Origin of the sequence: Stakelama portus (genome assembly GCF_003171655.1) — a bacterium.
Classification (GTDB): domain Bacteria; phylum Pseudomonadota; class Alphaproteobacteria; order Sphingomonadales; family Sphingomonadaceae; genus Sphingomonas; species Sphingomonas portus.
In genome coordinates, this window is record NZ_QFZL01000004.1 from 437,378 (window position 1) to 456,363 (window position 18,986).

Sequence of the window (18,986 nt, forward strand, 5' to 3'; positions counted from 1 at the left end):
CGACAGTCCGCTTTTGGTTGTCGGGAGCTGCAGTAGCTTTGGCGCGCTCAAGATATTGCAATGGCGGGAAACTGTCCCTTTGTGGACGTTTTTCCTCATCATCCGGATTTTGGCGGAATTACCGAAACCGCCCTACTGGATTATCGCGGGTGGGTTTATCCGAGAGCAACCTGTCTCCCCTCGCGTGACTGGGCCGCCGCGGGAGAAGCTTGAGGCTCAGGCGTCTACGTAGTGGAAGGTCGACGTATACCGCGAGAAGCCATGATGCGGTGCCCAAAAGCATGATTACGACGAGAGCAGGCCACGGCGCGTTCTGTTCGAAGAACACAGGCGTTGAGGGATCGTTATAATGAAAGATATAGGGGTAGATCGTCGCATGGATGATATAGAGCGGATAACTGATGGCGCCGAGAGCCGCGCAAATTTTCTTCCACGCCCCCTTCGCTGGACTGCCGGTCCCCAGCCAGACCATCAGCGGCATCCAGACTGCAACGATGCCCAGCTCATATAGCCACGCAAATCCCGTATTTTCGTCAGGACGCCATAGCATCGGCAGCATCATCAGCGCGAATAGCAGCAACGGATGCAAAGCGATACGCGTGGGCGCGCGCTGCCAGGCGCGAAGCAAAGCTACTCCAATGAAGAATGAAAATGTTACTCGTGCCAAGCCGCCCACGAGACTCGGTCGCCATGTGCCGCGGTCCAGAGTGCCTTCGGTCAGCCCGGTGTAAATAAGGGCCGCAAGACCTGCTAAGATGACGAATGCCAGCCAGCGATTGGTCAGGTGACGCACCAATAAAGCGAAGAGGATATACGCGATCCACTCGTAGAAGATCGACCACGCTGGGAAATTTAACGGAAAAAGGTCGTCATAAGTCTGCGGATACGGAAGTGGATATGGCAGCATGAAAAGGTTGCATATGACATTACCCCAAAAGGTCACCGGGTTGTCAGGAAAATCATAAAGCCCCTTTGAAATGGTGCCGAGCACAAGTCCCAAAAAGAACAATGGGTAGAGCCGAATTAACCGCGCCAAAAGGAAACTCCGCCGCGCGTACCCACGTTTTAGATCGGCTTCGTAGGAATAGGCGATGACGAAACCGCTAAGGACGAAAAAGAAGTCCACTGCGACGGAAACGATCATCGGGTGAAGTGGGCCAAGAAACCATTGGATGTGCATTGCTGCGACGGCGAAAGCGGCAATGCCGCGCATTCCATCCAAGGTATCGAATGTTTGCCTGTCGACGCTCCCGGACGCTGCCATCTCTTCGCTCCGAGAATGTGAACGTTCTCATTTTAATCAAGCCATCGGTACCAAGCAAGCAAAACCGATTTCGGTTCGGCCCGGGATATTGGCTTTTCTCGGCGCTGGCGTTCGGAGCGATGCTGGCGATGCTGCTCTATCGTTGTACGCAGATCGGCGTGACGGGCGGCTGACCGGTGCGTACAGCAGGGCGAAGCTTGACTTTCGCATGCGAATCCGCTTTTACGCGCGGCTTCACCACAGCGTGAATTCGGGTTTTGGGCGGTGGCCCTGTTTCACCGCCTGGTCGGCAGTACCTCAAACGGCTGCCGGACGAACAAAGGAAGTTACCATGCGTCACCGCGTTGGCGGCCGTAAGCTGCAGCGTACCTCGGCTCATCGCCAGGCCCTGTTCCGCAACATGTCGGCCGCGCTGATCAAGCACGAACAGATCACCACCACCGTTGCCAAGGCGAAGGAGCTTCGTCCCTATGTCGAGAAGCTCGTCACGCTCGCGAAAAAGGGTGGCCTTTCCAACCGCCGTCTCGCGCATGGCCGCCTGCAGGATGATGTCCAGCTGACCAAGCTGTTCGACGTTCTTGCCGAGCGCTATGCCGATCGTAACGGCGGCTATACCCGCATCATCAAGGCCGGCATCCGCGCGTCGGACGCTTCGCCGATCGCGATCATCGAATTCGTCGATCGCGACGTCAGCGCCAAGGGCCAGGATTCGGGCCCGGTGCAGACCGAGGACGATTTCGAAGACGCCTGAACGGGCGCTTTCCTATAGTAAACGGAGCGAGAGGCCGACCCTATCCGGGGTGCGGCCTCTTTGCTATTTCAAGCGGTGTCCGACGCACGTTCGAAAGCCGCAATCATGTCCACGCCGCCGCCGCTGGTTTCCGAATCTCAGCAACTTACCGAACGCTGGTCGGCAACCCTTCCGTTTCCGATGGCGCGACGGATAGACGATGGCGCGCTGGTTTTCTGGCACAGCCCGAAGCGGCTGACCTTGTGGTTGTTGGCGTTCAATCCCTCTGAAGACGGCGATCCGCTCGCGCGGCTGGCAGACCTGCGGGCAGGGGCGTCGTCGGATGGGTTTGATGCGACTGAGGAGCAGCGCGGCGGTGTGCTGCGCTTTGCCTATCGGCTTCGCGAGGACGGAGAAGATGATCGTCAGCCCGCCTTTTACGGCTTCGCGGTCGGGCCCGATGGCAGCCATATCTTCCTTTCGGCATATTTCGATAGCGAGGAGCAAGTGGAAGATGCGCGATCGATGTGGCGCAGCCTTACCTGGAGCGATCAACCAGCGACTTGAGCAAGAGGCCGGAGCCCCCTAGGTTCCGGCCTCTTTCTTTTTGTCCGGAGAGTGTGATGCGCCGCGTGCTTCCCCTTGCCGCCCTTCTTTCCATCGCCAGTCCGGCCTTTGCGCAGGAGAATTCCGCACCCATGTCGTTCCCCGATGCCTATCCCGAAACCCGCCGCGTCGATGTGGTGGACGAACAATTCGGGGTGCCGGTCGCCGATCCCTATCGCTGGCTCGAAAACGATGTCCGCAACGATAGCGAAGTGGCCGACTGGGTCGCTGCGGAAAATGAAGTGACCGATGCCTATCTCGATACGCTGCCCGGTCGCGACATCTTTGCCGAGCGGATCAAGGCGCTGATGGATTATGAGCGGTTCGGCCTGCCCAACAAGGAAGGCGGCCGCTATTTCTACATGCACAATACCGGCTTGCAGCAGCAGGCGGTATTGTGGGTGCGCGACACGGTCGATGGGCCGGGGCGGGTGCTGCTCGATCCCAATGGCTGGTCCGAAGACGGCGCGACGGCGCTTGCCGAATGGAGCCCGTCGCCCGACGGCAAATATCTGCTCTACAGCATTCAGGACGGGGGCACCGACTGGCGCATCGTCCGCGTGCTCGATGTTGCGACCGGCGAAACGCTGTCGGACGAAGTGAAATGGGCGAAATATGCGATCGGCGGCGATTGGGCCAAGGATGGGTCGGGCTTTTTCTATGCGCGCTATCCCGAGCCGCCCGCAGGCGAAACCTATCAGGCGCTGACCGAGAATCACCGCGTCTATTTCCACAAGCTGGGTACCGACCAGAGCGAGGACCGCCTGGTCTATGCAACGCCCGATCATCCCAAGCGCAGCCATTATTCGGGCGTGACCGATGATGGCCGCTGGCTGATCATCTACACCAGCGAAGGCACCGACGACGCCAATGAACTGACCGTCATCGACCTGACCGACCCCGAATGGACCCCGCGCACGATCGTCAGCGGTATCGAAAACCATTGGGGGGTGATCGGCAATGTCGGCGACACGCTCTATGTCATGACCGACAAGGACGCGCCGCGCCGCCGGGTGATGACGATCGACCTGAATGACCCGCAGGCCGGACCGGCAACAGCGAAGGAAATCATCGGCGAACAGGAAGCGACGCTGGACGGCGCGTCGCTGATCGGTGGCAAGCTGATGCTGAGCTATATGGTCGATGCCAGGACCGAGATCCGCCGCTTCAATCCGGACGGCACGCCCGACGGCATGGTCGATCTGCCCGGCATCGGTACCGCGTCGGGATTTGGCGGCAAACAGGAGGATGGCGAGACCTTCTACGCCTTTACCAGCTTCAACTATCCGACCACCATTTTCCGCTATGACGTCGCGACCGGGACGAGCAGCGTCTGGGCGCAGCCCGAAGTCGATTTCGATCCGACCCAATATGTCGTCGAACAGCGTTTCTATGAATCGAAGGACGGCACCCGCGTGCCGATGTTCATCGTCAAGCGCGCCGATGTCACCGGACCGGCGCCGACGATCCTGTACGGCTATGGCGGGTTCAATATTTCGCTCACGCCCGGCTTTTCCGCCTCGCGGCTCGCATGGCTCGAACAGGGCGGGGTGTTTGCGGTCGCAAATCTTCGCGGCGGCGGCGAATATGGCAAGGCGTGGCACGATGGCGGGCGGCTGCAGAACAAGCAGAATGTGTTCGACGATTTCATCGCTGCCGGCGAATATCTGATCGCACAGGGAATCACCGGCAAGGATCAGCTGGCGATTCAGGGCGGTTCGAATGGCGGGCTGCTGGTCGGCGCGGTGGTCAATCAGCGCCCGGACCTGTTCGCTGCGGCTTTGCCTGCGGTGGGCGTGATGGACATGCTGCGCTTCGACCGCTGGACGGCGGGGCGCTATTGGGTCGATGATTATGGCTATCCGTCGAAGGAAGCCGATTTCCGGGTCCTCTACCGCTATTCGCCCTATCACAATGTCCAGAGCGGCAAGGAGTATCCGGCGATCCTGGTGACCACCGCCGATACCGACGATCGTGTGGTGCCGGGGCACAGCTTCAAATACACTGCGATGCTGCAATCGGCCGATATCGGCAACAAGCCGCACCTGATCCGTATCGAAACGCGCGCGGGCCACGGTTCGGGCAAGCCGACCGACAAGGTGATCGAGGAGACGTCGGACCTGTGGGCGTTTGCGGCGAAGTGGACCGGGCTGGAGATCACGCCGCGCGACTGAGCGGGGCGGGGCGGTCGGAACGTCGTGCGGCGCGCGGCGTTGGGCCGGGATGCGTGATCTTATCCTGTTCAGTGCCAGCGCGCTGATCCTCGCCGGATGTTCCCCCGCGTCGCAAGCGCCCGCCGACGGCGCCAACGAGGCGGTGTCCGTGCCGGTCGCGAAGGATGCGGCGATCGAGGCGGACGCCAACAGGGCGGCCGAACTTGCCACGCGCGGCGGCGATGGCCGGCCGGTCGCGCTGGCACCGATTGCGCCGGCGGATGGTTCGGCAGTTCCCGGCGAACTGGCGTGCGGCTTTACCGCTTCCGGTGACGATGCGGCGATCCTGTTGGGCAAGGGATTCGTGGCGAGCAGCGCGCAGCCGATGGCGGTGGTGCGGGCCGAAGATGGCCTGCACAGGCTGACACTGAGCAACGGCCAGGGTTTCGCCTCGCTGCGGCGTGGCGGCGATTTCGTCGGACCGGGATTTACGATCACGCTGTCACCGGGCGAAAGCGTCGCCGATGCAAGCGAATCCCCGGCGCAGCACGCCGAGCTTCTGGTCCAGCGCGAGGATGGCGCGAAGCGCACCTATCGGGGAATGTGGCGCTGCGGCCCCTAAACCGCGCGGCCGCACTTCCCCTCACCGCCGCATCTGCTATCTGCCCGGGGCATGACCCAGCACCCCGATTCCATCCTGATCGTCGATTTCGGCAGCCAGGTTACGCAGCTTATCGCCCGCCGTGTCCGCGAAGCCGGCGTGTACAGCGAAATCGCACCGTTCACCTCCGCTGCCGAGGCTTTTGAACGGATGCAGCCCAAGGGCGTGATCCTGTCGGGATCGCCCGCATCGGTGCTCGACGACGGCAGCCCGCGCGCCCCCGATATGGTGTTCGACAGCGGCGTGCCGGTGCTGGGCATCTGTTACGGCCAGCAGACGATGATGGAACAGCTGGGCGGCAAGGTCGCGCTTGGCGACAGCGGCGAATTCGGACGTGCCTTTATCGAAATCGACGATAGCTGCGTGTTGTTCGACGGGCTGTGGCGCGAAGGCGAAACGCATCAGGTGTGGATGAGCCATGGCGACAAGGTGACCGAGCTGGCCCCCGGCTTCCGCGTCGTCGCGACCAGCCCCGGCGCGCCCTTTGCCGTGATCGCCGATGACGATCGCCGCTATTATGCGATGCAGTTCCACCCCGAAGTGGTCCACACCCCCGATGGCGGGCGGCTGCTCGCCAATTTCGTGCGGCATGTCTGCGGCCTTTCGGGTGACTGGACGATGGCCGAGTTCCGCGACACCAAGATCGCCGAGATCCGTCAGCAGGTCGGCGACGGCAAGGTGATTTGCGGGCTTTCGGGCGGCGTCGACAGCGCGGTTGCGGCGGTGCTGATCCATGAAGCGATCGGCGATCAGCTGACCTGCGTGTTCGTCGATCACGGGCTGATGCGTGCGGGCGAGGCCGAGCAGGTCGTTTCGCTGTTCCGCAACAGCTATAATATCCCGCTGGTCCATGTCGACGCCGAGACCTTGTTTCTCAGCGGCCTTGCCGGCGTCACCGACCCGGAAGCCAAGCGCAAGTTCATCGGCAAGACCTTCATCGACGTGTTCGAGGATGAAGCGAAGAAGATCGGCGGCGCCGATTTCCTGGCGCAGGGGACGCTGTATCCCGACGTGATCGAAAGCGTGTCGTTCACCGGCGGGCCGAGCGTGACGATCAAGAGCCATCACAATGTCGGTGGCCTGCCCGAACGCATGAACATGAAGCTGGTCGAGCCGCTGCGCGAATTGTTCAAGGACGAAGTGCGCGCGCTGGGCAAGGAACTGGGCCTGCCCGACGCATTTGTCGGCCGGCATCCCTTTCCGGGGCCGGGGCTGGCGATCCGTATTCCGGGCGAAGTCACCAAGGACCGGTGCGACATTTTGCGCAAGGCGGATGCGATCTATCTTGAGGAAATCCGCAATGCGGGCCTGTATGATGCGATCTGGCAGGCATTTGCGGTGCTGTTGCCGGTGCGCACGGTGGGCGTGATGGGCGACGGGCGCACCTATGACAGCGTGCTGGCGCTGCGCGCAGTGACGTCGACCGACGGCATGACGGCGGAAGTATTTCCGTTCCCGGGCGATTTCCTGCCGCGCGTCGCGACGCGGATCGTGAACGAAGTGCGCGGCATCAACCGCGTGGTATATGATTATACGTCCAAACCCCCCGGCACGATCGAGTGGGAGTGATCAGGACTCGCAATCCCGCGGGGCGGGATTGCGGCCTGATCACTCGGCACCGCAAGGTGCCGCAGGGCGATGTCCGGGGCGGGATTGCGGCCTGATCACTCGGCACCGCAAGGTGCCGCAGGGCGGCTCGCGGGCCTGTCGGGTTGGCGGAAGCATAGCGAGGGGGAATGCGATGCGGAAATGGATGGCGCCGATGATCGCGGCGATGCTGCTGGCGGGCTGCAACGCGAATGATGGCGGCAATGTCGCGACCGGCGACAGCGACAACCGTATCGCGATGGCGGCCGACGCGAATGTTTCGGCGGCGGACGGCGAAGCCGTTTCGGGCGCGCAGATCCAGCTTGCGCCCGACGGCATCGGCTATGTCTATCCCGATGGCCGCATCGGCCGCGCAGCGTTCGGCACGGGCAAGAATATCTCTTCGCAAATGGCGGTTGCGGCGCTGGGCGATCCGATCGGCGATACGGTCAATTCCGAATGCGGGGCGGGGCCGCTCGAAATCGTCGATTATCAGGGCAATTTTTCGATGCTCTATCAGGACGGCCGGTTCGTCGGGTGGACGCTGGGCGGGGACGACAGCCTGCTGACGACCGCCAGCGGCATCGGCATCGGTTCGACGCGGTCGGAAATGGCCGATACGCTGGTCGTCACCATGGTGCCGGAAAGCACGCTGGGCAGCGAGTTCATGATCGGCGATTCGCAGATGGGCGGGCTGTTGAACGGTAACGATGCCGACGCCATCGTCACCGATCTGTGGGCGGGCACGACCTGCATGTTTCGCTGAGGATTTGCGATGACGATAGCGTTTTACGGCATCAGGAATTGCGACACGGTGAAGAAGGCGCGCGCCTGGCTTGACGAGCAGGGCATTGCCTATGATTTTCACGACTTCAAGGCGGAGGGCGTCGACCCTGCGCGGCTGATGCACTGGATCGAACAGGTCGGTTGGGAAACGCTGCTCAATCGTCGCGGAACGACGTTTCGCAAGCTGCCCGACTCGGACAAGCAAGGCATCGACGCGGACAAGGCGGCGGCGTTGATGACGGCGCAACCATCGATGATAAAACGCCCGGTAATCGAACATCCGGGCGGGATTCTGGTCGGTTTCGCGGCGGACCGTTACGCCGCGACGTTCTGCTGAGCGATTTTGTCGCGCTGCGGCATTTCGAAAATGGCTAATTTGGGTTAGTTTTATGCTCGGGCCGGTGAGGGTCGCCGGACGGGGATACGGACATGGCAGCATATATTCGCCAGCGGCCTCCGCGCTGGTTTTCCACAATCGCATCGGTCGCGACGCTTTGGGGCGCGGTCGTGTGCCTTGCGTTTCTGCTCTACAGCGAAGTGGCGAGCGATACGGCGATTGCCGATACGATGTTCTTCGAAGGCGCGCCGGGCTGGTACATGGCACTATATGCCGCCGCAGTGGCGAGCACGCTGATGGGCGGCGTGGCGCTGATGACGCGGTCGGTGCTGGCCAAGGCATTGTTCATCGCATCGCTGGGGCTGCTCGCGATCCAGATTATCTATTGCCTGCTCGATACGCATATGGTCGCGGCCCAGGGGTGGAGCGCGATGCTGTTGCCGACCTTTCTGGTCGCGGTTGCGGGTGCCGAACTGTGGTTCGCCGAATATTCGCGCAGGCGGGGCTGGATCCGCTGAAGCGGTTCAGGGGTGCCGGCTGAGCCAGCTGCGCACCATCGGTTCGGGATCGCCGAGCGGGCGGGTCTGATAGCTGCCCGTACCGCAGACCAGATCGACCACCGCGCGCATGACGCTGCCCGGTTCATGTGCCTGAATCGTGCCGTCGAATTCTTCCGACGCCGTGAGCTGGCCGTTCAGATAATAGCTGTTGGTGAGGATCGCCGTGGCGTGGCGCGGGCAATTCGCCTCACGGTCGGTGACCGAGCGATTATAATCGATCTCGCCGTTGCTGGTCGGTTGTTCCCACACGGTCATCGACCGGAACCGGACGTGATCGCCCTCGCGCGTGATCGAAGCGGTATCGACCAGATAGACGGCGCGATCGGGAGCATGGCCCGATGATTTCGCCACCTGCCATTGCTGCGCCGAGGCCGGCAGCGCGGCCAGCGACCCGATGGCGATCAACAAAAGCGCGTATGGCTTCATCGGTCCTCTCCTCCGATGTGCAAGGCATATCATGGCGCTGGCAACGGCGAAAGCGGGAGGGCATCAGCCCTCCCACTGAAACACTTCCTCCAACGGCTTGCCGAACACTTGCGCGATGCGGAAGGCGGCTTCGAGCGTCGGGGAATATTTGCCCGCTTCGATCGCCGCTACCGTCTGGCGGGTAACGCCGATCTTCTCGCCCAGTTCGGCCTGAGTCATTTCGCCGGCCATGAAGCGCAGCGTGCGGATCTGATTGGCGATGGGCGGTGCCTTAGCCATGCCAGCCTCGGCGATAATCGGCGATCACCACCGCGCAGCGCACCACTTCCGCCAGCACCAGCCCGAACAGCCCGGTATTGGCGATGTGCCAGCTATCGGGAACGCTGAGCGGCATGATCACGCCCGCCACGATCAATGCGAGCATCATCACGCCATAGCCCGCGGCGAGACCATGCTGGGCGATCGCGCGATCGCGTTCGTCGGGTCTGGCGCGGGCTTCCCCGGGGGATCGGGTGGCAAGCACTGCGCGTCCCCCAAATTCGATCGCGACGCGCACGACCGTGGCGATCGCGAACCAGAGGATGAATTGGAGCGCATTGGCCTGTGGTTGTCCCTGGGTGACGGCCACGGCAGTAAAATAGCCGCCATAGCCGATCGCCATTCCGCCGAGCGCGAGCCATGCTTCCTTTTCGCGGAAGGGCATGTCGAGTGTCTTTTCCATGGCTCAGGCGCTCCGGCGATAGCGGACGATCTGCCAGATGTCCGATGTGAGGGTGGAGAGGACAAGGCCGAGCAGCATCGCATTGCCGATGACGATCGCGATGCTCATCGCCGGATCGCCGACGAGCAGCGCCGGGGCGACGTGAACGAGTGCGGGCGTACCGAGCATCGTCACGGCCACCACCACCGACAGCACGAAATATGCCGGGCGATAGGCGCTGATCGCGAATTCCCGCTCGCGAATATCGGCGGCCATATTGGCCTCGCGCGGGCTCGCGATGGCGAGCGCGACGGTCGCCGCCACTTCGATCATGACGATCAGCACGACCGAGCGGAGGAACCCGCCAAAGCTGGCCGCGACATCGATTCGGCCTTCCGACAAGGTGGCGGCGAGCCCGAGGAAATAGGGGCCCCAGACCGCCAGCACGGCGATGACCGAAACCCAAAGCACTTTCTCCCTGAAGGTCATTTTTAACTCCATGTTCGATTCGATAACCTTCATGTAAAAAATATCATACATGGAGTCAAATCAGAACGTCATTCCGGCGCGAGCGGCTGGCGAGCGGCGCGGCGAACCGCTATCGGGCGGCCATGTCGACCTACACGCTCGATACGGCGACCAGCCGTGCCAATCCGATGCCCGCTCCGATGAAGCGGCTGACCGTTCCCGCGATCCGCAACCGCAAGGGCAAGGATCCGATCGTCATGCTGACCGCGTACACCACGCGGATGGCCCAACTGCTCGATCCGCATTGCGACGTGCTGCTGGTCGGCGACAGTCTCGGGCAGGTGATCTATGGCCTGCCCACCACCTTGCCGGTGACGCTCGACATGATGATCGCGCATGGCGCCGCCGTTGTGCGGGGCAGCTATCACGCGGTGGTGATCGTCGACATGCCGTTCGGCGCCTATGAAGCGAGCCACGAAAAGGCATTCGAATCGGCGGCGCGGATCATGGCCGAAACCGGCGCCGCCGGCGTCAAGCTGGAAGGCGGCGCTGCAATGGCGCCGACGGTAGAATTTCTCGTGTCGCGGGGGATTCCCGTTTTCGGTCACATCGGCCTGACGCCGCAGTCGGTAAATGCGCTGGGCGGTTATGCCGCGCGCGGGCGCAGCAACGAGGAGCATTCGCGGATCATCGACGACGCAAAGGCGATTGCCGATGCCGGCGCCGCCGCGATCGTTGCCGAGGGCGTGGTGGAAACGCTGGCGCAGGAAGTGACGGCGGCGGTTTCCTGCCCGGTAATCGGCATCGGTGCGTCGAACCAGTGCGACGGCCAGGTTCTGGTGACCGAGGACATGCTCGGCCTGTTCGAACGTACGCCGCGTTTCGTGAAACGCTATGACGATCTGGCTGGCCGCATTTCCGCCGCGGTTGGCACCTATGCCGACGAAGTACGTTCCCGGGCCTTTCCGGGAGCGGATCAGGTCTATGCGCCGCGCGATTGAGCGACTATCGAGCCGCTTTCCCCAATGGGTCGCCGACGCTAAGGTCCGCGCCCATATGCCGTTTATGGAGTAGTTCTTGGCGCTTCCCCCCGAGCAGAACCCGACCTTCATTCGCGAGGTCGATGAAGAGCTTCGCCGCGAGGAGCTGTTGCGGATCTGGCGCAGCTATGGCGTATGGATCGTGGTCGCGGTGGTCGCGATACTGCTGGGCGTCGCGATCTGGCTCTATATGGACCATCGCAGCACGTCGGCCGCTGCCGCGCGCGGCGAGCGGTATGACGCGGTCGTCCATGATCTGAGCAGCGGCCAGAAGGCGAAGGCCGCACCCGAACTGGCCGAACTGTCGAAGACGGGCGGCGCGGGCTATGGCACGCTGGCGCGTCTGGAGCAGGCGAACATCCTGCTCGACAAGGGCGACCTCAAGGGCGCCGCGGCCAAGTTTGCCGAGATCGAATCGGACCCGGCCGTTGCCGAACCGTTCCGCCAGCTGGCGACGGTCCGCCGCACCTATGCCGAATTCGACAGCATGAAGCCGAGCCAGGTGATCGACCGGCTCAAGGCGCTGGCGGTTCCCGACAGCCCATGGTTCGGTTCGGCCGGCGAACTGGTCGCCATGGCCTATATGAAACAGGGCAAGCGCACCGAAGCGGGCGCATTGCTGAGCAAGATCGCGCAGGCGGAAAATGTGCCCGACTCGCTGCGCCAACGCGTCCTGCAGCTGGCGGGCGTGCTCGGCGCGGATGCGTCGGCCGCAGCAGCCACCGACGAAGCAACGGCGGCAGAACCCGCTGCAAACGAACAATCTGAGGGAAATACCACGCGATGAGGAACCTGAATCGCCTGGCGCTGGTGCTTGCCGCCGGCGCCGCCCTGAGTGGTTGCGGCATTTTCAAGGGCGGCAAGAGCGACACGCCGACCGTGGGTCAGCGCGTGCCGATTCTGGTCGCGGAAAACGGCGTCACCGCCGATCCGACGATCGCGGGCATCGACGTGCTGCTGCCCGCCGCCGCTACCAACGCGAACTGGGCCCAGCCGGGAGGCAATGCGTCCAAATCGATGGGGCATCTGACGCTCCCCGCGGCGCCGGTCAGCGCTTGGCGTGCATCGATTGCCGGCGGCGGCAAGCGGGCGCGCCTTGCCGCCGCGCCGGTCATCGCCAACGGAAAGCTCTATGTCGTCGATATCGACGGACAGGTGCTCGCATTCGATGCGAATAGCGGCGCCAGGCTGTGGGCAAAGCCGACCTCGGCCAATCGCGAAAACAGCGCGGCGCTGTTCGGCGGTGGAGTGAGCTTCGATTCGGACAAGCTGTACGCGACCAATGGCCTGGGCGACGTGGTCGCAATGAACGCCGCGACCGGCGACGAAATCTGGAAAGTGCGTCCGGGCGGCCCGCTGCGTGGTGCCCCGACCATCGCCAACGGCCATGTCTATGTCCTGACGCAGGACAATCAGTTCTTCGCGCTCGATCAGAATGACGGTTCGGTGGTCTGGACCTCGGCGGGTGCCGTCGAAACACAGGGCGTGTTCGGCGTCGCCGCACCTGCGGTTGCGCAGAGCACGGTCGTGGCCGGCTTCTCTTCGGGCGAACTCAATGCCTATCGGTACGAGAATGGACGCCAGCTCTGGGCCGATGTCCTGTCGCGCACCAGCATGTCGACGTCGGTTTCCTCGCTTTCGGATATCGATGCCGATCCGGTGATCGATCAGGGCCGCGTCTATGCCGTCGGGCAGGGCGGTCGCATGGTCGCGCTCGACCTCGCGTCGGGCCGGCGCCTGTGGGAAGAAAATTTCGCCTCCATTTCGACGCCCTGGGTGGCGGGCGAATGGATTTTCGTCGTCACCGAACAGGCCAAGCTGATCTGCATCCAGCGCGGCAGCGGGCGCATCCGCTGGATTTCGCAGCTGCGCCGCTGGCGCGACGAAAAGGACCAGAAGGGGCTGATCACCTGGGTCGGGCCGGTGCTGGCCGGGGGCAAGCTGTGGGCTGCCAACAGCCGCGGAGAGATTTTTTCCGCCTCGCCCAGCGACGGCAGTTTCGAACAGGTCGCCGAAGTCGACGGATCGGTATCGTTGCCGCTCGTCGTCGCCAACAACAGCCTGTACGTCCTTGACGATGCAGGAAAGCTGACGGCCTTCCGCTGATGCCGGCGGGCCGGGGCGATCCGCGCCCCGGCCGCCGACCACAGCCGATGGCCGCGCCACCAGGGGAACCCGTAACGTGCCGCTTCCCACCGTCGCCATCATCGGCCGCCCCAATGTGGGCAAATCGACGCTGTTCAATCGCCTTGTCGGAAAGCGGCTCGCGCTGGTCGATGACCGGCCCGGCGTGACTCGCGACCGTCGTGAGGGCGACGCGACGCTGATCGGGCTCGATTTCCGGATCATCGATACCGCCGGTTTCGAGGATGAGGACCCCCAGAGCCTGCCCGGCCGCATGCGCGTGCAGACCGAGGCCGCCGTGCGCGAGGCCGATGTCGCGCTGTTCGTGGTCGATGCGCGTGCGGGGATAACGCCGCTCGACGAGGAAATCGCCCGCTGGCTGCGCAGCGCCGACGCGCCGGTCGTGATTGCCGCGAACAAGGCAGAGGGCAGGGCAGGCGAAGCGGGTGCGATCGAAGCGATGGCGCTCGGCTTTGGCGATCCGGTGCTGCTTTCGGCCGAACATGGCGAGGGTATGGGCGACCTGTTCGAAGCGTTGCTGCCATGGATCGACAAGGCCGAGGACGAGCCTGAGGAAGATCCCGACGCGCCCGATGCGCCGCTCAAGCTGGCGATCGTCGGCAGGCCGAATGCCGGCAAGTCGACGCTGATCAACAAGATACTCGGGCAGGACCGGCTGATTACCGGGCCAGAGGCGGGGATCACGCGCGATTCGATTGCGATCGATTGGGAATGGACACCGCCCGAAGGCGGCGATGTGCGCCGGGTGCGCCTGATCGACACGGCGGGGATGCGCAAGCGTGCGCGCGTGCAGGACAAGCTGGAGAAGCTGTCGGTTGCCGACGCCCTGCGCGCAGTCGATTTCGCCGAAGTCGTGGTGCTGCTGCTCGATGCGACCAAGGGGCTGGAGGTTCAGGATCTGAAGATCGCCGACGCAGTGATTCAGGAAGGGCGCGCGCTGATCGTCGTGATGAACAAATGGGACGTCGCCGAAGACGCCAGCAAATTGTTCAACGGCGTCAAGGGCGCGCTCGACGAAGGGCTGGCACAGGTGCGCGGCGTGCCGCTGCTCACGGTTTCCGCGATCACCGGCAAGGGGGTCGATACGATGATCAAGGTCGCGTTCGAAACGCGCGATGCCTGGTCGCGGCGCGTTTCCACCGGTCAGCTCAATCGCTGGTTCGAACGTGCGATCGAAACCAATCCGCCGCCCGCACCCGGCGGCAAGCGGATCAAGCCGCGTTATGTGACGCAGGCCAAGACCCGTCCGCCCAGCTTCATCCTGTTCGGCACGCGCGTCGACTTGTTGCCCGAAAGCTATCGTCGCTATCTGGTCAATGGCATTCGCAAGGAATTCGGGTTCGGCGCGGTGCCGGTGCGGCTGACAATGCGCGCGCCGCGAAACCCGTTCGACCGCGACAAGGAATGACGACGCGGATCGATGCGCGCGGCATGCGCTGTCCCTGGCCGGCAATTCGCCTGGCGCGTGCGTTGCGCGATGCCGGTCCCGGATCGGAAATCGAAATACTCGCCGATGATCCGGCGGCTCCGCGCGAACTGGAACGTGCGGCCTTGCAGGCCGGGGCGGCTTTTGTTCGTTCGGATTTCGCGAAATTCGTCGTCCGGATGGCACCGGAATAACCCGATATTTACCGGGCCGGTTTAATAGCCTTAATAGTAGGCGTAATCAGGGTATCGACATGTCCGACGCGGCGGCGCTCGTAAACATGGTGGAATTGGGTCGGTTCAGAGCCGAACTCGGCGCCAATTTTGCGCGTATCCTGGGATATTTCCGCGAAGACGGGATCAAGTCGGTCGAACAGATCGAAGCGGCGATGCGCGCACAGAGCGCAGCCGCCCTGGTCAATCCCGCGCATATGCTGAAGGGCGAATCGCGCCAGTTCGGCGCCGAACCGCTTGCCGATCTGGCCGAGGAAATCGAAGTGATCGGTCGTAATTGTGTGGAGCGCCGCGACACGCCCAGCGACGCGCTGGAGCCTGTCGTGCAGCTGCGGCCCTTGTTCGAAGCGACGCTCGAACTGCTCGAGCGCGAAAGCAATCCGCTGGTCGCGCGCCGCACGGCGTTCGGGAAGCGCCCCGCATTGGGGTACGAGCGCTAGGCGCCTCTCACGCTTCCCGGGCGCGGCTCAGCTGTCGCCTTCTTCGGCCTTGCTGTTGAGCTGGATATAATTTTCCAGCCCCATGCGGGCGATCATGTCGAACTGACGTTCCAGCGTGTCGACATGGTCTTCCTCGCTTTCGAGGATGCTGACGAACAGTTCGCGGCTGACGAAATCGCGCACTTCCTCGCAATGCTGGATGGCATCGCGCAACAGCGCGATCGCTTCCATTTCGAGCGCGAGATCAGCCTTCAGAACCTCTTCGACATTCTCGCCGATGCGCAGGCGGCCGAGCAGCTGAAAATTGGGCAGGCCGTCGAGAAACAGGATGCGTTCCGACAACTGGTCGGCATGTTTCATCTCGTCGATCGATTCGTGGCGTTCGAACTCGGCGAGCTTCTTCACGCCCCAATTGTCGAGCATGCGATAGTGCAGCCAATATTGATTTACGGCGGTGAGCTCGTTCTTGAGCGCCTCGTTGAGATACTCGATTACTTTGGTGTCGCCCTTCATCGCCATGTCCCTATTGTCTGCGTGTCGGCGCGAATCCTACGCGGGCGCAGCCGGCATGGCCAGTCAAAAATGGCGGATTTCTGCGGTTTTTTCTAGATGCGAATGCTATGCAGCATCACGCTCTTGCGCGATGATCTGACGTGCGAATGGTACGCATTGACCGCATTTGGCCTGGCGTCCGAGCGCGCGATAGGCCTGGCAGGCGCTCTGCGCACCGCTGCGTGCGGCCTCGCGCACTTCCTGCTCCCGAATTGCATTACAAACGCAAACGACCATCGCGCCCTCTCATCCTTGAAAGCCAATCTAGGGCTAATGAGATTGATTCGCAATGCTATTGCGCGCAGTTCTCAATAAAAGATTTGCGTCGCCCTGTGGTGCATCCTCACCGGGAGCCGATCGCGCCGCCGCGAATCGGTTGCAGGCTCCCCCGCGACAGGCTGCGCCACAGCCATTCGAGCGGGCCATAACGGAACCGGCTCAGCCAGGGTTTCGACCAGAGCAGCATCAGCGCCCAGATCACCGCGACCACTCCGTAAATCTGAAAGCGCGACAGATAGCCGTACCAGCCAAGGCCATAGCCATAGAAGAACAGCGTGCAGAGCAGCGACGTCATCAGATAGTTGGTGAACGCCATCCGCCCCGCCGCGGCGATGCGCGCGGTCAACGCTCCGCCGGGCCGCATCAACAGGATGATCGCGCAGGCCCAGCCCAGGATCATCAGCGGCCGGAAAATCACCGGCGCCGCCAGCACGCACAGCGCCACCGCGAACATGCTGAAATCCCGATCCACCAGATATGCCGCACCGGCGACATAGGCGGGGATCGCAATGCCGAAACAGACCATCATCCATTTGACATAGCGGGCGCGGGGCCATGCGCCGGTCAGCATGCCGCTGCGCAGTCCGGCCATGCCGATCAGCATATAGGCGAGCGTTTCGGCGCCGACATAGAAGAACATCGGGATCGGCATCAGCGCCTGTTTTTCCACGCGATGCGACAGGATGGCGGCATAATCGCCGCGATACAGGGCCAGATCGGCTGCCAGCTTCGCCTTGTCGGGAATGCCGACCATGCCTTGCAGCGCGGTCAGCTGCCTCGCGGCGTCCTCGGGCGTGGCGGCGTGCCCATATTCGAGCGTCCATGCCAGATGGGGCAAACCGCCCAGGATCAGCAATTCCAGCGTCAGCAGCAGAAGCGCGACAATCACCAGCCGATGGATCGCCATCTTGCGGAAGAACCACAGGATCATCCCGATCATCGCATAATGGATCAGGATATCGCCCCACCAGATCAGCAGCAGGTGCGCGTATCCGAAAACGAGCAACCAGAACATCCGCGCATAATGGATCCGGGCCGGGCGCTTCCCCGCTGCCTCTGCACGTTCGATCACCAACAGGGTAGACGCGCCGAACAGGACCGAAAACAGCCCGCGCATCTTGCCGTCGAACAGCACATAATTGACCAGATAGACGATCAGATCCGCGCCGGTCGCGCCGCCATAGGCGCGCGGATTCATATACGCCGCTTCGGGCATCGAAAACGCGACGATGTTGAGCAGCAATATGCCCATCACCGCGACGCCCCGAACCGTGTCGAGCGTCAAATGGCGTTGCCCCGCCAGCGCCATGGTCGCCATCCTGTCCCCCCTGTAGCAGCCGGATGATAGGCCGGCGGCGAGGCGGGAGCGAGTCTTCCTAGATCCAGCTGGAAATCTGATCGAGCGACTTTTTATGCGCCGCATGGCCGGGGATGGTCGCGTCCGCCGCCGGATGTCCCGCGACGACGATCATCAGCGGCTTTTCCTGTTCGGGCCGCCTGCATACGCGATTGAGGAACCGCATCGGATTGGGCGTGTGGGTCAGCGTCGCGACGCCGGCGGCATGCAATGTCGCGAGCAACAGGCCGCACGCAATGCCGACGCTTTCGGTGACATAATAATTCTGCATATCGTCTTCGGGGTCGGGACCGCCGCGGCGTTGCGCGAACACGACAATCAGCCAGGGGGCGATTTCGAGATAGGGTTTGTCGGCATCGGTGCCCAAAGGGAGCACCGCGTTCAACCATTGCGGCCCGGCCCGGCCGGCATAGAAACGGCGCTCTTCCTCTTCGGCGGCGACGCGAATCGTGGCCTTGGCTTCGGGGGAACCGATCACGGCGAAATGCCAGGGCTGGTGGTTGGCGCCGTTGGGCGCTGTGCCTGCGGCGAGAATCGCCTGCTCGATTACTTCGCGCGGCACCGGCTGGTCGCTGAATGCGCGGCAGCTGTGGCGCGTGCGCATCGTTTCGTAAAATGCGTGAGCGCGGGCAATGCGTTCCGCATCCGTCAGATCGGGATAGGGGTGCCAGGGAAGCGTGGCTTCGAATTCCGTCATGTTCATTTCCAGGCGCCTCGCCGAACCGTCATCGGTGCGCCGGGTGCAGCACCAGCTTCAGTCCCGACCAGATATTATCCAGATCGAGTTGCGCATCATGGAGAAGGCCTGCGGGCTCCGCCGACTCGCGCACCGCGTCCGCAGTAATGTCGGTTTCGATGTCGCCATGTTCGGGCCAGACCGCCCAGATAAACCCCTTTGGCTGAAGCAAGGGCCGCAGCGCCGTAAGCTTGCGCGTCAGATCGGCGCGATCGGTGACGAAAATGATCGCCGCCTGCATGCCATCGGACGCCGTCGATTGTTCCTCGATGCCGATCGCTTCGGGCGTGATCGCATCGCGCAGATGATCGGGCATATGGCAAAACCAGCTGCGCATGCCCCGCGACAGGCCGAGTTGCTGGGCGAGCGGCGTGTTCAAACCGGCTGTCGTCATCGTCGGTACCCCTGAAAGCGGAGCAAACCGGACTGGTTTACGTGCACGGCATAGCAGACATTGAAATGCGGCGCGCGTCCTTGATTCAAAGCAATTGAATCAACCG

General features: G+C 62.8%; 24 protein-coding genes. 14 read left to right on the forward strand and 10 right to left on the reverse strand.

The genetic code is table 11. From position 1 onward, the window contains the following. Nucleotides 1–118: 118 nt before the first annotated feature. Nucleotides 119–1,264, reverse strand: a complete 1,146-nt coding sequence (locus tag DKB74_RS13635) for an acyltransferase family protein (RefSeq protein WP_109808691.1) — start codon at nt 1,262–1,264, stop codon at nt 119–121. Between the two features lie 331 nt (nt 1,265–1,595). On the opposite strand from DKB74_RS13635, the gene rplQ reads away from it, so the two are divergent. The 8 genes from rplQ to DKB74_RS13675 all read left to right on the forward strand — a co-directional run bounded on the left by rplQ (nt 1,596) and on the right by DKB74_RS13675 (nt 8,642). Next, the gene (gene rplQ, locus DKB74_RS13640; RefSeq protein ID WP_109808692.1) at nt 1,596–2,015 is read left to right on the forward strand and encodes a 50S ribosomal protein L17; all 420 of its coding nucleotides are present in this window, start codon (nt 1,596–1,598) and stop codon (nt 2,013–2,015) included. A 105-nt stretch (nt 2,016–2,120) separates the two neighbouring features. Beyond that, nucleotides 2,121–2,561: a hypothetical protein gene (locus DKB74_RS13645; protein WP_145961002.1), complete on the forward strand. Its 441-nt coding sequence runs from the start codon at nt 2,121–2,123 to the stop codon at nt 2,559–2,561. A gap of 56 nt (nt 2,562–2,617) precedes the next feature. Next, on the forward strand, nt 2,618–4,774 hold the full coding sequence (locus DKB74_RS13650) for a prolyl oligopeptidase family serine peptidase (protein ID WP_109808694.1): 2,157 nt from the start codon (nt 2,618–2,620) through the stop codon (nt 4,772–4,774). Between the two features lie 49 nt (nt 4,775–4,823). Then, nucleotides 4,824–5,375 (forward strand): hypothetical protein, encoded by a 552-nt coding sequence (locus DKB74_RS13655; protein ID WP_109808695.1) that lies wholly within the window; start codon nt 4,824–4,826, stop codon nt 5,373–5,375. Nucleotides 5,376–5,426: 51 nt separating this feature from the next. Beyond that, nucleotides 5,427–6,983 (forward strand): glutamine-hydrolyzing GMP synthase, encoded by a 1,557-nt coding sequence (gene guaA / locus DKB74_RS13660; protein WP_109808696.1) that lies wholly within the window; start codon nt 5,427–5,429, stop codon nt 6,981–6,983. A 172-nt stretch (nt 6,984–7,155) separates the two neighbouring features. Continuing rightward, the gene (locus tag DKB74_RS13665) at nt 7,156–7,767 is read left to right on the forward strand and encodes a putative periplasmic lipoprotein (RefSeq protein ID WP_145961003.1); all 612 of its coding nucleotides are present in this window, start codon (nt 7,156–7,158) and stop codon (nt 7,765–7,767) included. A gap of 9 nt (nt 7,768–7,776) precedes the next feature. Beyond that, complete coding sequence (locus tag DKB74_RS13670) at nt 7,777–8,124, forward strand: ArsC family reductase (RefSeq protein WP_109808698.1); 348 nt, start codon at nt 7,777–7,779, stop codon at nt 8,122–8,124. A gap of 92 nt (nt 8,125–8,216) precedes the next feature. Next, on the forward strand, nt 8,217–8,642 hold the full coding sequence (locus DKB74_RS13675; RefSeq protein ID WP_109808699.1) for a hypothetical protein: 426 nt from the start codon (nt 8,217–8,219) through the stop codon (nt 8,640–8,642). A gap of 6 nt (nt 8,643–8,648) precedes the next feature. Here DKB74_RS13675 and DKB74_RS13680 read toward each other — a convergent pair whose 3' ends face one another. The 4 genes from DKB74_RS13680 to DKB74_RS13695 all read right to left on the reverse strand — a co-directional run bounded on the left by DKB74_RS13680 (nt 8,649) and on the right by DKB74_RS13695 (nt 10,299). Continuing rightward, complete coding sequence (locus DKB74_RS13680) at nt 8,649–9,110, reverse strand: surface-adhesin E family protein (RefSeq protein WP_109808700.1); 462 nt, start codon at nt 9,108–9,110, stop codon at nt 8,649–8,651. Nucleotides 9,111–9,173: 63 nt separating this feature from the next. After that, the gene (locus tag DKB74_RS13685) at nt 9,174–9,389 is read right to left on the reverse strand and encodes a helix-turn-helix transcriptional regulator (protein ID WP_109808701.1); all 216 of its coding nucleotides are present in this window, start codon (nt 9,387–9,389) and stop codon (nt 9,174–9,176) included. Further along, nucleotides 9,382–9,831 (reverse strand): hypothetical protein, encoded by a 450-nt coding sequence (locus tag DKB74_RS13690; RefSeq protein ID WP_109808702.1) that lies wholly within the window; start codon nt 9,829–9,831, stop codon nt 9,382–9,384. The genes DKB74_RS13685 and DKB74_RS13690 overlap by 8 nt, the downstream gene beginning before the upstream one ends. Nucleotides 9,832–9,834: 3 nt before the next feature. Beyond that, nucleotides 9,835–10,299, reverse strand: coding sequence for a hypothetical protein (locus DKB74_RS13695; RefSeq protein WP_145961004.1), 465 nt, complete (start codon nt 10,297–10,299; stop codon nt 9,835–9,837). Nucleotides 10,300–10,421: 122 nt separating this feature from the next. On the opposite strand from DKB74_RS13695, the gene panB reads away from it, so the two are divergent. The 6 genes from panB (at nt 10,422) to DKB74_RS13725 (ending at nt 15,562) form a co-directional block, all read left to right on the forward strand. Continuing rightward, complete coding sequence (panB, locus tag DKB74_RS13700) at nt 10,422–11,279, forward strand: 3-methyl-2-oxobutanoate hydroxymethyltransferase (RefSeq protein WP_109808704.1); 858 nt, start codon at nt 10,422–10,424, stop codon at nt 11,277–11,279. Between the two features lie 76 nt (nt 11,280–11,355). Next, nucleotides 11,356–12,105 (forward strand): tetratricopeptide repeat protein, encoded by a 750-nt coding sequence (locus DKB74_RS13705; RefSeq protein WP_109808705.1) that lies wholly within the window; start codon nt 11,356–11,358, stop codon nt 12,103–12,105. Next, the gene (locus DKB74_RS13710) at nt 12,102–13,424 is read left to right on the forward strand and encodes an outer membrane protein assembly factor BamB family protein (protein ID WP_109808706.1); all 1,323 of its coding nucleotides are present in this window, start codon (nt 12,102–12,104) and stop codon (nt 13,422–13,424) included. The genes DKB74_RS13705 and DKB74_RS13710 overlap by 4 nt, the downstream gene beginning before the upstream one ends. 76 nt (nt 13,425–13,500) lie before the next feature. Beyond that, nucleotides 13,501–14,871 carry a ribosome biogenesis GTPase Der gene (gene der, locus DKB74_RS13715; protein ID WP_109808707.1) on the forward strand — a complete coding sequence of 457 codons (1,371 nt, stop codon included), beginning with the start codon at nt 13,501–13,503 and terminating at the stop codon, nt 14,869–14,871. Beyond that, nucleotides 14,868–15,083 (forward strand): sulfurtransferase TusA family protein, encoded by a 216-nt coding sequence (locus DKB74_RS13720; RefSeq protein WP_109808708.1) that lies wholly within the window; start codon nt 14,868–14,870, stop codon nt 15,081–15,083. The genes der and DKB74_RS13720 overlap by 4 nt, the downstream gene beginning before the upstream one ends. Nucleotides 15,084–15,142: 59 nt before the next feature. After that, complete coding sequence (locus DKB74_RS13725) at nt 15,143–15,562, forward strand: Hpt domain-containing protein (RefSeq protein WP_109808709.1); 420 nt, start codon at nt 15,143–15,145, stop codon at nt 15,560–15,562. Nucleotides 15,563–15,589: 27 nt separating this feature from the next. On the opposite strand, the gene bfr is transcribed toward DKB74_RS13725, so the two are convergent. From bfr to DKB74_RS13750, 5 genes are all read right to left on the reverse strand, one after another. Further along, on the reverse strand, nt 15,590–16,075 hold the full coding sequence (bfr, locus tag DKB74_RS13730) for a bacterioferritin (protein ID WP_109808834.1): 486 nt from the start codon (nt 16,073–16,075) through the stop codon (nt 15,590–15,592). A 105-nt stretch (nt 16,076–16,180) separates the two neighbouring features. Further along, complete coding sequence (locus tag DKB74_RS13735) at nt 16,181–16,351, reverse strand: (2Fe-2S)-binding protein (protein ID WP_109808710.1); 171 nt, start codon at nt 16,349–16,351, stop codon at nt 16,181–16,183. A 106-nt stretch (nt 16,352–16,457) separates the two neighbouring features. Beyond that, nucleotides 16,458–17,711, reverse strand: a complete 1,254-nt coding sequence (locus DKB74_RS13740; RefSeq protein WP_239987521.1) for a DUF418 domain-containing protein — start codon at nt 17,709–17,711, stop codon at nt 16,458–16,460. 58 nt (nt 17,712–17,769) lie between these two features. Continuing rightward, nucleotides 17,770–18,447 (reverse strand): nitroreductase family protein, encoded by a 678-nt coding sequence (locus DKB74_RS13745; RefSeq protein ID WP_109808711.1) that lies wholly within the window; start codon nt 18,445–18,447, stop codon nt 17,770–17,772. 28 nt (nt 18,448–18,475) lie between these two features. Further along, on the reverse strand, nt 18,476–18,880 hold the full coding sequence (locus DKB74_RS13750) for a DUF3052 family protein (RefSeq protein ID WP_109808712.1): 405 nt from the start codon (nt 18,878–18,880) through the stop codon (nt 18,476–18,478). Between the last annotated feature and the right edge of the window lie 106 nt (nt 18,881–18,986).